This window comes from Aquibium sp. ELW1220, assembly GCF_030398385.1.
Taxonomy (GTDB): Bacteria; Pseudomonadota; Alphaproteobacteria; order Rhizobiales; family Rhizobiaceae; genus Aquibium.
The window spans coordinates 138,196-152,791 of the sequence record NZ_JAOAOQ010000003.1 but is presented as its reverse complement, the minus strand read 5'-3'; the positions used below and the strand labels follow the sequence as shown (position 1 = coordinate 152,791).

Annotated in this window: 15 protein-coding genes; 12 read left to right on the top strand and 3 right to left on the bottom strand. The window is 69.2% G+C overall.

The features are described from left to right. Positions 1-218: 218 nt before the first annotated feature. The 11 genes from N1F91_RS04020 (at position 219) to N1F91_RS03970 (ending at position 11,098) form a co-directional block, all read left to right on the top strand. Positions 219-1,325, top strand: a complete 1,107-nt coding sequence (locus tag N1F91_RS04020; protein ID WP_289990451.1) for a hybrid-cluster NAD(P)-dependent oxidoreductase — start codon at positions 219-221, stop codon at positions 1,323-1,325. Next, positions 1,322-1,573, top strand: a complete 252-nt coding sequence (locus N1F91_RS04015; RefSeq protein ID WP_289990450.1) for a hypothetical protein — start codon at positions 1,322-1,324, stop codon at positions 1,571-1,573. Before N1F91_RS04020 ends, N1F91_RS04015 begins: the two co-directional genes overlap by 4 nt. Positions 1,574-1,746: 173 nt before the next feature. After that, on the top strand, positions 1,747-4,062 hold the full coding sequence (gene mbhE, locus N1F91_RS04010; protein WP_289990449.1) for a hydrogen gas-evolving membrane-bound hydrogenase subunit E: 2,316 nt from the start codon (positions 1,747-1,749) through the stop codon (positions 4,060-4,062). Positions 4,063-4,066: 4 nt separating this feature from the next. Then, on the top strand, positions 4,067-4,471 hold the full coding sequence (locus N1F91_RS04005; protein ID WP_289990448.1) for an MnhB domain-containing protein: 405 nt from the start codon (positions 4,067-4,069) through the stop codon (positions 4,469-4,471). Beyond that, entirely contained in the window at positions 4,468-4,854 is a 387-nt protein-coding gene (locus N1F91_RS04000; RefSeq protein WP_289990447.1) for an NADH-quinone oxidoreductase subunit K, read from the top strand. Before N1F91_RS04005 ends, N1F91_RS04000 begins: the two co-directional genes overlap by 4 nt. Continuing rightward, positions 4,847-6,367 carry a Na+/H+ antiporter subunit D gene (locus N1F91_RS03995; protein ID WP_289990446.1) on the top strand — a complete coding sequence of 507 codons (1,521 nt, stop codon included), beginning with the start codon at positions 4,847-4,849 and terminating at the stop codon, positions 6,365-6,367. The genes N1F91_RS04000 and N1F91_RS03995 overlap by 8 nt, the downstream gene beginning before the upstream one ends. Further along, complete coding sequence (locus N1F91_RS03990) at positions 6,364-6,702, top strand: Na+/H+ antiporter subunit E (RefSeq protein ID WP_289990445.1); 339 nt, start codon at positions 6,364-6,366, stop codon at positions 6,700-6,702. Before N1F91_RS03995 ends, N1F91_RS03990 begins: the two co-directional genes overlap by 4 nt. Continuing rightward, a complete protein-coding gene (locus N1F91_RS03985; RefSeq protein ID WP_289990444.1) occupies positions 6,699-6,992 on the top strand; it encodes a monovalent cation/H+ antiporter complex subunit F in 294 nt (97 codons plus the stop codon). The genes N1F91_RS03990 and N1F91_RS03985 overlap by 4 nt, the downstream gene beginning before the upstream one ends. After that, positions 6,989-8,254, top strand: coding sequence for a monovalent cation/H(+) antiporter subunit G (gene mnhG, locus N1F91_RS03980; RefSeq protein ID WP_289990443.1), 1,266 nt, complete (start codon positions 6,989-6,991; stop codon positions 8,252-8,254). The genes N1F91_RS03985 and mnhG overlap by 4 nt, the downstream gene beginning before the upstream one ends. A gap of 73 nt (positions 8,255-8,327) precedes the next feature. Then, the gene (locus tag N1F91_RS03975; RefSeq protein ID WP_289990442.1) at positions 8,328-9,764 is read left to right on the top strand and encodes an ATP-binding protein; all 1,437 of its coding nucleotides are present in this window, start codon (positions 8,328-8,330) and stop codon (positions 9,762-9,764) included. 2 nt (positions 9,765-9,766) lie between these two features. Further along, a complete protein-coding gene (locus N1F91_RS03970) occupies positions 9,767-11,098 on the top strand; it encodes a sigma-54 dependent transcriptional regulator (RefSeq protein ID WP_289990441.1) in 1,332 nt (443 codons plus the stop codon). Between the two features lie 62 nt (positions 11,099-11,160). On the opposite strand, the gene N1F91_RS03965 is transcribed toward N1F91_RS03970, so the two are convergent. After that, complete coding sequence (locus N1F91_RS03965) at positions 11,161-12,252, bottom strand: polyheme membrane-associated cytochrome C (protein WP_289990440.1); 1,092 nt, start codon at positions 12,250-12,252, stop codon at positions 11,161-11,163. 173 nt (positions 12,253-12,425) lie between these two features. Here N1F91_RS03965 and N1F91_RS03960 point away from each other — a divergent pair, with 173 nt between their 5' ends. Further along, positions 12,426-13,871, top strand: coding sequence for a ferredoxin reductase family protein (locus N1F91_RS03960; RefSeq protein ID WP_289990439.1), 1,446 nt, complete (start codon positions 12,426-12,428; stop codon positions 13,869-13,871). A 10-nt stretch (positions 13,872-13,881) separates the two neighbouring features. Here N1F91_RS03960 and N1F91_RS03955 read toward each other — a convergent pair whose 3' ends face one another. Both N1F91_RS03955 and N1F91_RS03950 read right to left on the bottom strand, forming a co-directional pair. Beyond that, the gene (locus tag N1F91_RS03955; RefSeq protein ID WP_289990438.1) at positions 13,882-14,259 is read right to left on the bottom strand and encodes an STAS/SEC14 domain-containing protein; all 378 of its coding nucleotides are present in this window, start codon (positions 14,257-14,259) and stop codon (positions 13,882-13,884) included. A gap of 85 nt (positions 14,260-14,344) precedes the next feature. Then, positions 14,345-14,569: a hypothetical protein gene (locus tag N1F91_RS03950; protein WP_289990437.1), complete on the bottom strand. Its 225-nt coding sequence runs from the start codon at positions 14,567-14,569 to the stop codon at positions 14,345-14,347. Between the last annotated feature and the right edge of the window lie 27 nt (positions 14,570-14,596).

Sequence of the window (14,596 nt, the reverse complement as noted above, 5' to 3'; positions counted from 1 at the left end):
GGGCGGATGGCGCATTCCCCCCGAACTGCTCGCTCTGTCGCCGAAGCACCCCCTCACCGGCCCTTCGGGCCACCTCTCCCCCTGCCCGGGGGAGAGGAAACGCCCGCTTGGACGCCGGCGCTCCTCCAGTGTGGCTTCCTCTCCCCCGGGCAGGGGGAGAGGTGGTTCGCGCAGCGAACCGGTGAGGGGGTGCTTGGCGCTGCGGTTGGAGAATGTCCATGAACGCCCCCGCCGATCCCGGCCTCTATCGCCATCTCGACGAGATGGTGCCATGGGACGATCGTCTCCAGGTGCTGGAGGTGATCGGGGTGACGGAGGAGGCGCCCGACGTTCGCACCTTCACCTTCCGCTCCGACGCCCAGACCTGGTTCCGCTACAAGCCCGGCCAGTTCGTGACGCTGGAACTGCCGGTCGGGTCGGAGCCCCTCCTGCGCACCTACACGCTGTCGTCGTCGCCTTCGCGGCCTTTCTCGATCGCGGTGACGGTCAAGGCGCAGCCGGGCAGCATCGGCACGCGCTGGATGTTCGACAACCTGCAGACCGGAACCCATGTCCGCGCCTACGGCCCGGCGGGCGACTTCACCCACCACAACCATCCGGCGGGAAAGTACCTCTTCGTCTCGGCGGGCTCGGGCGTCACGCCGATGATGTCGATGCTGCGCTGGTTTTCAGACTGCGCGCCCTGGACGGACGTCGCCTTCGTCAACTGCGCGCGGCGGCCCGAGGAGATCATCTTCCGCAAGGAGCTCGAGCTTCTCGGCAGCCGGATGCCCGGCCTGTCGCTCGGCTTCCTGATCGAGGAGCGGTCGAGCCGCGAGAGCTGGTTCGGCCATATGGGCCGCATCGACGCCGTGCGCCTGCCGCTGCTGTCACCCGATTTCCGCGAGCGCGAGGTCTTCTGCTGCGGGCCCGAGCCCTTCATGCGCGCGGTGCGCGGCATGCTGGAGGCCGCCGGTTTCGACATGGCGCATTATCACCAGGAGAGTTTCGCTGCGCCGACGCCCGCGCCGGCGCCCGTGGACGTCGAGGCTCTCGCGGCCGAGCCCGGCGCCCCGGTGCCGGAGGCGCTGCCGATCCGCTTCTCGTCGTCGGACGCCACCGGCGAGTGCCTTCCCGGCCAGACGATCCTCCAGGCCGCGCGGGCGGCCGGCGTGCGCATTCCCGCGGCCTGCGAGTTCGGCCTGTGCGGCACCTGCAAGACGATGAAGCTCTCCGGCGAGGTCGAGATGACTCACAATGGCGGCATCCTCGACGACGAGATCGCCGAGGGCTTCATCCTGGCCTGCTGCTCCAGGCCGCTGACGGCGGTCGAGGTGGCGGCGTGAGCGGGCGCGATCCGGACGGCCTGTCGACGCGGCCGCGGCCGATCGGCGGGCGCGGGATGGCCCGCGTGTCGCCGCTGCCGCCGCCCGACGAGGTCTTCGCTGACTGGCTGCTGTCGGTGCCGCACGGCGCCGACCTCGCTGCTGCCGCCCGACGCCAGGTCGAAATCATCGACGACCGCGGCCAGTCGCACCCCGACATCGCCTGCCTGCGCGTGCTGTTGGTGGCGGTGGCGGGGGAGGGGCCATAGCGCAGGCACCGCCGCCCGCGTCTTTCGGAAATCCGAAAAGCGCCGCGCCGGATTTTCGGATTTCCGGACAAGGACCGGAAGCGACCTGATCAAGGCACTGATTTTACGAGATTTCCTGAACTGGCACACCCGTTGCATGGGAACGGGTGACCAGCGAAGGGAATATCGTGGACATGGCGTGGATCATCATCATCGCACTGGCGGGAGCGGCCATCGCGCGGCCGGCCGCCGAGCTGTTGGGAAAGGCTTCCGGCTGGGTGATGAGCCTGGTGCCGCTCGTCCTGTTCGTGCTGATCCTGCGGCATGCCGGCGACGTGGCGGACGGCGGCGCGGTGATCGCGACGATGTCATGGGTGCCGTCGCTGGGCGTCGACCTCACCTTGCGGCTCGACGGCTTCTCGATGCTCTTCGGCCTCCTGATCACCGGCATCGGCACGCTGGTGACCATCTATGCCGGCGCCTATTTCGCCGAGAAGCCGGTGGCCGACATGGGCCGCTTCCTGGCGCTGATCCTGCTGTTCATGACGGCGATGCTGGGCACCGTGCTCTCGGACGACCTGATCGTCATGTTCGTCTTCTGGGAACTGACCAGCCTCACCTCCTTCATGCTGATCGGTTTCGACGGCCACAAGCCGGAAGCGCGCAAGGCCGCGATCCAGTCGCTGCTGGTCACGGGGGGCGGCGGGCTGGTGCTGTTTGCGGGCATCCTTTTGATCGGCATGACGCTCGGCACCTTCTCCTTCACCGAGGTCCTGGCCCGCTCGGACGAACTCGTGGCGAGCCCCTGGGCCGGCGTCATCGCGGTGCTGATCATGATCGGCGCCTTCACCAAGTCGGCGCAGGTGCCGTTCCACTTCTGGCTGCCCAACGCCATGGCCGCGCCGACGCCGGCCTCCGCCTACCTGCATTCCGCAACCATGGTGAAACTCGGCATCTTCCTGCTCGCCCGCTTCGACGGCGTCTTCGCCACCATGCCGGCCTTCGGCACGACGCTGGTGATCGTCGGTTCTCTGACCATGACCGTCGCCGCGCTGAAGGCGCTGCGCGCGGAGGGCTACAAGGCCGTGCTGGCGCATTCCACGGTCGCCTCGCTCGGCATCCTGGTGATGCTGATCGGGCTCGACGGCGAGGTGGCGGCGGTGGCCACGGTGGGCTTCATCCTGGCGCATGCGCTCTACAAGGCAGCGCTGTTCTTCTGCGCCGGCACGGCCATCCACGCCACCGGCGAGACAAGCCTGCGCAAGCTCGGCGGGCTCGCCCGCTTCCTGCCGGTGACGGCCGTGGCGGCGGTGCTGGCCAGCCTCAGCATGGCCGGGCTGCCGCCCTTCGTCGGCTTCATCTCGAAGGAATATCTCTTCGAGGCACAGCTCACCAACGGCTGGAACGTCGTGCCCATCGTCGTCGCCGTCCTGGTCAACGCGGTGATGTGCGGCGTGGCAGGCGTGGTCTCCATCAAGCCGTTCTACTTCAAGAGCCACCGCGTCGACGCCGTGAAGCACGGCGAGACGCCGGTGCTCCTGATCGGCCCGCTGCTGCTGGCGACCGGCGGCATCGTCATCGGCCTCTTCCCCGGCGGGATCGGCGACCTTTTGATCGGCCCGGCTGCCTCGGCGCTGTACGGCAGCCCGATCGACGTGTCGTTCCAGCTCTGGCATGGCCTCACGCCGATGCTGGTGCTGAGCGTCCTGGTCGTTTCGATCGGCGTGGCGATCGTCATCTGGTGGGATGCCATCCATGACCGTCTGCGCCGCCATGACCGGCTCTTCCGCCTGATCGGCGACGGCGGCTACCACTGGGTGGTCGACGGGACGCTGAACGTCGCGCGCCTGTCGACGCGGATCCTGCAGAACGGCGACCAGCGCCGCTACACGGCCGTCGTCGTGGCGGTGGTGGTCGCCGGCCTGGCGATCGCGCTCTTCGCCGGCCCGGCCGGGCTGTACATCGCCGCGCCCGACGGCTCGCTGCGCGTCTCGGTGACGCTCGTCCTGCTGCTCAGCGCGGCCGGCGCGGTGGCCACGGTGCTTGGCCGCTCGCTGATCGCGGCGCTCGTGTCGGTCGGCATCGTCGGCTTCGCGGTCGCGGTCATCTTCATGCTCAACGGCGCGCCCGACCTCGCGCTGACGCAGATCGCGGTGGAGACGCTGCTCGTCATCCTGCTGACGGCGGTGCTGCTGCGCCTGCCCGCGCGCCAGCGGCATTCGAGAACGGTCGGCGAGCGTCGCCGCGACGCCGCGCTGGCGGGCGCCTTCGGGCTGGTCATCTTCCTGGCCGTGGCCAGCATGAGCGCCATCCCGCTCGACATGAGCCTGACGGAGTATTTCGGCCAGACGAGCTACCTCGAAGGCTTCGGGCGCAACGTCGTCAACGTGATCCTGGTCGACTACCGCGCCATCGACACGCTGGGCGAGATCGCCGTCGTCGCCTTCGCCACCATCGCTGCCTGGGCGCTGCTGCGCGGCAGCGGCCCCAGCAAGCGCGCCAAGGAGTAGTCCCATGCAGATCATCTTCGCCACCATGTCGCGCCTGTTCTTCGTGCTGATGATCGGCGTGTCGCTGTTCATGCTCTTTCGCGGCCACAACGAACCCGGCGGCGGCTTCATCGGCGGCCTGATCGCCGCACTCGGCTTCGCGCTCCTGGCCATGGCCCGCGGCGTTGAGACGGCGCGCCGGGCGCTCGTCGTCCATCCTGTCGCGCTGATGGGGTCGGGCCTGCTGCTCGCCTTCGTCAGCGGACTGCCGGGCCTCCTGTCGGACCGCTCCTTCCTCACCCATTGGTGGACGGAGATCGGCTCCACCCATCTCGGCACCGCCACGACCTTCGACATCGGCGTCTACTGCGTCGTCGTCGGCGGCGTGCTGTGCCTCGTCTTCCGTCTTTATGAAGGGATCGAGCAGTGAACCTCGTCTACGCCTTCGCCATTGCCGCCCAGATGGGCTGCGGCGTCTATCTGCTGCTGTCGCGCCACGGGATGCGCATCCTGATCGGCATCGTGCTTCTGTCGACGGCCACCAACCTGCTGATCTTCGTCGCCGGCGGTCTGCGCTTCACCGCGCCGCCGGTCATCGAGCCGGGCCTGCAGGTGCTGGCGGCCGAGACCGCCAACGCTCTGCCGCAGGCGCTGATCCTGACGGCGATCGTCATCGGTTTCGCGCTCGTCTCCTTCGCCGCCGCACTGATGCTGAAGACCTACCGCTCCGTCGGCTCCGTGCTGACCAGCGACCATGTCGACGCCGAGGCGCTCGGCAGCCCGTTCGACAGGGAGGCGCCCCGCAATGCCTGAGTTCATGAACGACACCGCGCTCCTGTGGCCGCTGGCCATCCCGCTCGCCACCGCGGCGATCTGCGCGGCGGCCTGGGCCTATCCGCGCGCCCAGCAGGGAGCGAGCCTTGCCGGCCTGGTGCTGACGCTCGCCGCCTCGCTGCTCCTGCTCGATTCCGTCATGTCGCAGGGCATCGTCACCAAGCAGTTCGGCGGCTGGGCGCCACCCTTCGGCATCAGCTTCGTCGCCGACCGCTTCAGCGCCGCCATGGTGGTGATCTCGAGCGTGCTCGCACTCGCCGCCGGCATCTTCGCCATCGCCGACGTCAGGCGCCGGCAAGTGAAGGCGGGCTTCTATCCGCTGTTCCAGGGTTTGATGGTGGGCGTCAACGGCGCCTTCCTCACCGGCGACATCTTCAACCTCTACGTCTGGTTCGAGGTGATGCTGATCGCAACGCTCGGCCTGATCACGCTCGACCGGACCCGCGCGCAGCTCGACGGCGCGATCAAATACGCCGTGCTCAACCTGTTCTCGACCATCCTCTTCCTGATGGCGATCGGGCTGCTCTACGGCGTTACCGGCACGCTCAACATGGCCGACCTCGCCCGCGTCCTGCCGCAGACCGAGGGCTCGGTGGCGCTGACCGTCTCGGCCATGCTGTTCCTGCTCGCCTTCGGCATCAAGGCGGGCTTCTTCCCGCTCTTCTTCTGGCTGCCGGCCTCCTACCACACGGCCACGATCATCGTGTCGGCGGTCTTTGCCGGGCTGCTGACGAAGGTCGGCGTTTATGCCTGCTTCCGCGTCTTCACGCTTTTGTTCGAGGTGAACGACGGCGGCATCCGGCCGATCGTCGCCTTCTTCGCGGCGGGAACGATGCTGTTCGGCGTCTTCGGCGCGGCGATCCAGTGGGACATCCGCCGCATCCTGTCGTTCCACATCATCAGCCAGATCGGCTACATCATGCTGGGACTGGCGATTGCCACGCCGCTCGCCATGGCGGGCGCGGTCTTCTACATCATCCACCACATCGTGGTGAAGGCGAACCTGTTCTTCGTGGCGGGCGCCATCCACCGCGCAACGGGCACCTACGACCTGCGCAAGGCGGGCGGCCTGATGAAGTCGTCGCCGCTGCTGGCGGTGCTGTTCCTCATTCCGGCGCTGTCGCTGGCCGGCATCCCGCCGCTGTCGGGCTTCTGGGCCAAGTTCATGGTCATCGACGCGTCGTTCCGCGGCGACATGGCCTGGATAGGCGCGCTGGCGCTCTTCGTCGGGCTGCTCACGGTCTTCTCGATGAGCAAGATCTGGATCGAGGCCTTCTGGAAGACGTCGCCGCGCAAGGTCGCCCGGGTGCGCGCGGTTCCCGTTGCCATGCTCGTGCCCATCGCCGCGCTCGGCCTGATCACGCTGGCCATCGGCTTCAACCCGGAGCCGCTGGTGGCCTTCGCCAACGTCGCCGCCGCCACCATGACCGACCCGGCCGAGTTCATCGCCGCGGTCTTTGCCGAGCGGCAGATCGCAGGAGCAACGCCATGACCGCCATCGCCACCAAAGCCATCCAGGTGACGTCGCTCGCCACCATCTTCCTCAGGGAACTCGTCGTCTCGTCCGTCGCGGTCGCCCGCTCGGTGCTGGGCGCGAAGGATGCGACGACCTCGGCGATCATCGCCGTGCCGATCGGCCTTCGCACCGCCGCCGGCGTCACCACGCTCGCCAACTGCGTCAGCCTGACGCCCGGAACGACCTCGCTGCATGTCAGCGAGGACATGTCGACCCTCTACATCCACGTGCTCGACGCGCCCTCGGCCGACGAGGTGATCGCGTCGATCAAGTCGACGTTCGAGGCCCGCATCAAGGAGATTGAAGGATGATCGAATTCCTGGACACCCATCTGCCGACGATCGCGGCAGTGCTGATCACCGTGCTGATGGTGCCGCTCGGCCTGTCGGCCCTGCGCATGGCGACGGGCCCCGGCTACGCCGACCGCTTCATCGCGCTCGACATGCTGACCGGCATCGCGGTGGCCGTGGCCTGCCTGACGATGATCGTGACCGGCCGGCGCGAATTCCTCGACATCGCCTTCGGCATCGCCCTGATCGGCTTCCTGGCGACGTGCTCGCTGTCGGCGCTGCTGGAGAAGAAGAAGGGAGAGGGCCGATGATCGTCGTTTCCGTCCTGCTGAAGCTTCTCGGCGTCGGCTTCCTCTGCATCGCTGGCATCGGCGTCATGCGGCTGGCCGATCCGTTCCAGCGCATGCACGCCGCCACCAAGGCCGGCACGCTGGGCGCCGGGCTGGTCATCCTGGGGTCGGTGATCTCGCACGGCGCCACCGATGCGACGGTGATGGGGCTCCTGACCATTGTCTTCCTGCTCCTGACCGTCCCGGTTGCGGGCCATCTCCTCGGCCGCGCCTCCTACATGTCCGGCGCCCGCCTGTCGCTCCGCGGCGACGACGCGCTGGCCGGCGTGCTGGAACGCTCGGACCGGTCGCTGGACGAGCGCCTCGCCTGGCTGCCCGCTGGGACCGGCGCGCATGGGGCCGATGCCGCTCAGCTTCGACCGGCTCCATCGCCGAAGAGGCATGACCTGCCTGCGCCGCGCCCGGCGCCGGTCGTCTCGCTGCCGGCGATCGAGACCGTCCGGTTCGCGGTGATCCAGGGGCAGGTGCCAGCCGTCGCGGCCCGCGCCTGCGCCATCGCCCGGCGGCTCCGGTCGGACCTGTCGGCGCATGTCATCATCGATACGGCCGCCTTCGAATGCGCGGCCGACCCGGCCAGCGCACGCCAGCTGATCCGTGAGCGCGCCAGCGAAGCCATCCGCGACATGCGCGCCTGCATGGAAGGGAGCGGCGGCGAGGCAGCGCTGAACTACGACGAGGGCGATCCCGAGCGCCTGCTCGCGTCGTCCGAACCGGGCCGCGTGCTTCTGGTCCTGCCCTGCGAGGGCTGGTTCCACCATCAGGTGGAGGTGCGTCGCGACCAGACGACCTGGGACCCGGACGGTCTCCTGCGGCTGCCGATGGTACATCGCGGCCCGGTGCTCTTCGTCTCCCCCGACGCACCCGTGCCGGGGCAGGGGACGATCGTCGTGCGCGACCGCGGCGAGGCGCATCTGCCCGCCCTCCTGGAATGGGCGCTGGCCGGCGACCTGTGGCAGGCGTCGCACATCGTCCACGTCGGCCGCGGCGCCGCCGACCGCCGGGAGGAGGTCGAGGCGATCGCACGCCGTTTCGGCTGCAGCTTCGAAAGCCGCGCGGTGAACACCGACGACTGCTCCATTCCGGACGACATCCGCCGGCCGCGCGCGGTGATCCTCGGCCAGGCGCCGCGCCCGTTGCGGACCAGCTGGTTCGGCAGCCACTGGCGCCGCCGGATCTCGCCGGACGTGCCCTGCGAGGTGCTGCTGATGGAGGCTCCGGGCTGATCGCCCTGCCGCCGGCACGCGCGGCGTCAGGTCGCTGGCCCTGACCCGTGCGGCTGGGCTAGCTTGGCGGACCATGCGCCTGAACCTGAAGCCGAACCTGCCGCTCACCTTCGCGCTGCCGCTCTTCGTGGCGCTGGCGATGTTCGTCGTCGCGGTCGGCACGACCCAGATCGGCGTCCGCATCCTGCAGGCCAATGACGAGACCGCGCTGCGCGACCAGGCCGTGGTCTTCCTCGACGCCGTCGCCGGCAACATTGCGGCCGAGACCGACGAATCGCCCGACGCGGTGCGCCGGCAGATGGCGGCCTCGCTGATCTTCCGCACCGCGCTGCTGGAACAGGCCATTGCCGCGCGGTGGGGCGGGACGGCGGGCGCGGCGCAGACCGTCGTGCTCGGCGAGGCGACCCATGAAGAGCGGCTCGTAGCGGCGCTCGACGAGGCCGGCGACATCGGGCCGGATGCCGTTTCGGAATGGAACGATCCCGGCGAGGCCGTATTGCTTGTGCTGCGCACCTACGCGCTCGGCGAGGGGGTTCTTCTGCTGGCAGCCACCTTCGACACGACCACCATCCTCGACGCCGCCGAGACGGCGTTCCGCCTGACGATCGGCATCGACGTGCTGGTGGCGATTCTCGCCGCCCTGACGGTCTATGTCATCGCGCGGCGCGTGCTCTCGCCGCTCGACGGCTTCATCAGCCGGCTGGCCCACAGCGACGACGGCACGGTCCCCTCCGCCAGCCTGCGCAGGGGCCACGAACTGCAGCGGCTGGAAGCCGCGCTGGCGCTGCGCGAGCAGTCGGAGGCCGATCGCGCCCGGATCGTGGAGCAGATGGCCCAGCAGGAGCGCGACGCGCTGCTGGCGCGGATGGCGGCGGCCATCGCCCACGAGGTCCGCAACCCGCTGGCAGGCCTGAAGAACGGCGTCTCGACGCTGCGGCGCTTCGGCGACCAGCCGCAGGTGCGCCAGCAGACGGTCGAGCTTCTCGACAGCGGCCTCGACAGCATCGGCCGCGTCGTCGACGTCACGCTGTCGACCTACCGCCGGAGGCCGGGCAGGACGTCGATCGTCGCGCGCGACATCCGCGACCTCGAACTGCTGATCCTGCCGACCGCGCAGCGCGCGGAGGTGACGCTGCGATGGGAACTCGACGAGAGCGTGGTCATGGACGTCGACGGCGACGCGCTTAGGCAGATCCTGGTGAACCTCTTGCTGAATTCGGTCGGCGTCTCGCCTCCCGGCAGCGAGATCGCCATCACCCTGGTGCGCGCCGGGGACGGCCGCTCCGTCGCCATCGGCATCGCCGATCAGGGCAGCGGCATGCCGCCCGAAGTCGTGGCCGCGATCGTCTCCGGCCAGATGGACGAGATCCCGATGGAGCGCAGCATCGGCCTGTGGGTGGTGTCGAACCTCGTGCAGCGCATCGGCGCCAGCCTGTCGATCCGCAGCGAGGAGGGACGCGGCACGACGGTGACGCTGTCGCTTCCCGCCGGTGCCGGGAACGGGAGCTAGCGATGCCGGATCCCCTGATCCTCATGATCGAGGACGACGCCACGCTGGGCGCGTCGCTGCAGCAGCGGCTGGAACTGGAGGACTTCCGCGTCCGCTGGGTCCGTTCGGCGCGGGAAGCGCGCGCCGCGCTGCCTGGCACGCAGCCGTCCATCATCCTGTCGGACATCCGCCTGCCCGACGGAGACGGCGAGAGCGTGATGCGCAGCCATTTCGAGAATTTCGGCCTGGTGCCGACCATCTTCATGACCGCCTATGGCGACATCGAGCAGGCGGTGCGGCTGGTGCGCGAGGGCGCGCTTGACTACGTCACCAAGCCCTTCGACCTCGACCAGCTGGTCGAGCGCTTCCGCGACATCGTGCGCCGGTCGCGTGCGGATGCGGGGGGAACCGGCGCACCGCTCGGCCGCAGCGCCGCCATGCGGCCGGTGGCCGAGATGCTGTCGCGCGCGGCCGGCGTCGCGCTGCCGGTGCTGCTGCTCGGAGAGACAGGCAGCGGCAAGGAGGTCGCGGCCCGTCACGTGCACGACAGCGGACCGCGCGCCGGGCAGCCCTTCGTGCCGGTGAACTGCGGCGCGATGCCGGCGGAGCTCGCCGATTCCATGCTCTTCGGCCACGAGCGCGGCGCGTTCACGGGGGCGGCGGGCGCCCATCGCGGCCTGATGGAGGAGGCGGGCGAGGGAACGCTCTTCCTCGACGAGATCGGCGACCTGCCGTTGCCGCTCCAGGTCAAGCTGCTGCGGGTGCTCGAAACGCGCCGGTTCCGCAGGCTCGGCTCGGCCGAGGATCGCGACTTCCGCGCCCGGCTGGTCTGCGCCACCAACCAGGATCTGGAGCGGATGGTAGCGGACGGGACGTTCCGCGAGGACCTCTGGTTCCGCATCAACGTCATCACCTGCCGTCTGCCGCCGCTGCGCGAGCGGCCGGAGGACATTGCCGACCTGCTCGAATCCATTGCCGCCGCCGCCGCCCGCGAGAACAGTCTGCCGGGTATCGCCTTCGATCCCTCGGCCGTCGATGCGGCGCTCGCCCATGCCTGGCCGGGCAATATCCGCGAACTGATCAACCGCGTGCAGCGCGCCGTGGCGCTCGGTGCCGGTCGCACCATTGCCGCCGCCGACCTGTTTCCCGAGGGCGTCGACACCGGCCGGCGCGCCGCCCTCGGCGGAGACGCGATCGACGGCAGCCTGTCCGACATCCGCGAGGCGGCCGAGCGCCGCCACATCCTTGCCGCTCTGGCCAGAACCGGTGGCTCGACGAAGGAGGCGGCCGACCTGCTGCAGGTCTCGCGCACCACGCTGTGGGAAAAGATGCGCCGATACGGCATCGAGGTCTGACGCGGCACGCCGTCGGCGCGAGGCATCGTGTTCCCGGCGGGGATCGACGCCGTGACCAGAGGTCAGGGACGCGTCACTCCTGCCATGTCGATCTCCACCCGTTCCGCGAGGCTTTCGAGACTGTCGTGGAGCAGCTGCAGCACGTAGGCCGGGTTGTGGACGTATCCGCCCGGGTCCTTCGCCGCCACCTGATAGTTGTAGGCGGCCTTGAGAAGCCGCGGCGTCCAGCTCTGGTAGCGGTTCGGGAAGACCGCCTCGTCGGGTCCGATCTCGCCGTCGGCGTTCGTGTCGGCGAAGAAGTAGGGGAACGTCCCCTTGCCATAGCCGATCGGTGCTGCGGACACCTCCGCGGCGTAGGCCTGGATGGCGTCGCCGAGCCGGGCATGCAGGCCGATGATCTCCGAGTGAATCCCGCCGGCCGCATTGCCGTCGCCGTCGAAATCGGCATGGCGCATCCGGATGGCGCGGACCTCCTCGACGCCGCGATGGCATGTCAGGCAGGGCTCCAGCTGCACCGTCGTCGCATGCGGATCGTGACAGTCCACGCAGGTGCTGGCGCTCGGCACGTGGAAGAACCGTCCCGCGTAGGAGCGTCCGGGATACTGATATCCGCCGCGGACCTGCGAACCCTGATTGACGGCCGCCGCGACGCCGTAGTGGACGTTGATGAAGCCGAGATCCGCCGACACGGCGTCCTCCTCCAGCGCCTGCGTCGCCGCCGCGACGGCGTCGGTCGAAGCCCGGCCCTGGTGGCAAACGTTGCAGGTGGCCGATGGTCCGAGCCCCTCGACGCTCACGCCGGAGGGGAAGCGGACGCCGTCGAGCGCCTGCGCCGCCGTATTGTGGCACGAGGCGCAGCCGATCGGCGCATTGATCGCTGCCGGTGCATCGACGACGCCGGTGGCGGTTCCATCCGCGCCGAGGAAGTCGAGGAAGCCCGGCTGCGAATGACAGGCGGCGCACTGCACCGGTACGGCGCCCTCCTTGTTCCAGTAGGTGAAGGAGGGCGAATGGTAGTTGCCGTGCGGCGAGGCAAGCCAAGCGTCCACCAGGGCGGACAGGGGATCGTCCTGCTGAGCGGCCGCGGGGCTGCAAAGCCATAGTACCGCCAGAATGGAAACAAGAAATCTGCGGCTGAGCGTCATGAAGCGCATGGCTGTCCTCCGTTCTTGTCACCACCGGAATAAAACATTGCCGACAACCGATGACCGTTCCATGACCTGGATCAAGACATCTGCCGGTTGTCTTTCTAGGATAGACATCGGATCGCCTGGATCGCCAGCCGGATGAACAACGGCAGGACCGCAGCAGTCATGGAGCCGACGTGATGGAGACCAGCCGTGCCATGCGCCTGTCCGGCCCCGCGCTCGCCGCTCTCTACATCCTCGTCTGCCTGACGCCGGTCATTCTGGCCGCCGCGGGCACCGTCGCGCCTCTGGATCCCTGGGAGGTCGGGGCGGCGGCGCTGGGGCTCGCCGGCCTGACGGCCATGGCGGTGCAGTTCGTCACCTCGGGCCGTTTCGGCATCGTGTCGGGGCGGCTCGGCATCGACAAGATCATGGCCTTCCACAAGATCGCCGCCCGCTGGGTCATGCTCGGCCTGGTGCTGCACCCCGTCCTCTACGTCCTGCCGACTTGGCTGGACGATCCGGCCCTCGGGCAGGAACGGTTCATCGCCTATCTGACCTTGCCCCACTACCGCTCCGGCGTCGTGGCGCTGGGCTCCCTTTTCCTGTTGGTCCTCAGCTCGCTGCTGCGCGAGCGCCTGCCGTGGCGTTACGAGATCTGGCGTGCCAGCCATCTGATTCTCGGCGCAGTGGCCGTGGGCGCGGGCCTTCATCATGCCCTGACGACCGGCCGCTTCAGCGCCGCCGGGCTGGTGGAGGCGTTCTGGTGGCTGGTCGCGCTCGCCGTCGCCGCGGTTCTGGCCATCCTCTACGGCTGGCGCTGGCTGATGCTGCACCGCAGGCCCTGGCGGCTCGCCTCGGTGCGGAAGGTTGCCGACCGCATGTGGGAACTCGACATCCAGCCCGAGCCGGGCAATCCGGCCTGGCCCTACGAGGCGGGGCAGTTCGTCTGGATGACGGTGGGCGACCGCCGCTTCCCGCTCTTCGACCATCCCTTCTCCATCGCCGACAGCCCGTCCCGTGCCGGCATCAGCCTGATCGTCAAGGAAGCGGGCGACTTCACCGGCGCGATCGGGCGCCTCGAACCGGGCACTCCGATCGGGATCGACGGACCCTACGGCGAATTCGTGCTGGCCGCGCATGACGCGAAGGCCGTGGTCCTGCTGGCGGGAGGCGTCGGCATCGCGCCGATCATGGGGCTGCTGCGCGACATGGTGGCGCGCCGCGACCCGCGGCCGGTCCGCCTTGCCTATGCGGCAGGCACGCCCGTCAACTTCGCCTGTCTCGACGAGATCGAGACGGCGGGACGGATGCTCGACCTGCGCACGATGTTCGCGAGCGAAGAGGACGCCGAGGGCTGGGCCGGCGTGGTCGGGCGGCTGGACCGGCAGAGGCTTGCCGAACTCCTCGAGGGCCTCGACCCCAGGCAGACCATCGCGCTCATGTGCGGCCCCGGACCGATGGTCACCGCCGTCTCCGACACGCTGCTCGATCTCGGCCTGCCGATCGACAACGTCGTCTACGAGCGGTTCGACTACGGTGGCGGCGTGACCTCGCGGCTGGACCGGCGCCGTGCGCTGCAGTTTGCGGGGATAGGTGTCGCGCTGGCCGCGATGCTTGGTCTGCTTGCCGTGTTCATCCGCTGAGGCGCGTTGCTCAGGCGGCGCGGACCCAGTCCCAGGCGGCGGCTTCGTCCTCGAGGTCGAACGTCCTCGCCTCCACCGGCGACACCGGCGAAAATAGGTTGATCATGGTTTCGGCCCAGTCGGGCGCGCCGACGACGGCATACTTGCCGACGTGGGACGCCGCACGGGCCTGCGCCCGGAGCGCCTTCGGATCGAAGGCGGCGCCGATGTCCAGGCCCTGGTAATCGCGCATGACGATCAGGATATCGACCGTCTCCTGGGCCTCGAAGGCCGCCTGAAGGACGCCGGCCATCCACTCGACATCCGGAGCGGTGATCCTGCCGTCGGCCTCGAAGGCGTAGAGCGGGGGAAGGGCGGCCGGGATGGCGCGGATGGATCGGGAAGCCATGAATCGTCCTTTCTGCCGGCACAAGCCGGGGTCGTCGAGCGGGCGCGCCCCTCCGAAATTCCACTGCCCGGAGTCAGGCCCGGTTTCAGTCGTCCCAGGCGAGGAAGGCCAGCGCCGTTCCGAGACAGCCGAGGCCGAAGCTGGGTGCGACCGTGAGCGTCAGCATGGCGAAGGCGAGCAGGCGGTCGTTCGCGGCGCCGAGGACACCGAAGGCGCCACTGGAACCGAAGAAGGCGACGGCGACGACAATCACGCCGATCGCCGTGCCGGCAGCGAAGTTCACGATGACGAAGCGGACGAGCGCGGGCATGGCGTGCCTCCCGTTGCATGACCGCAA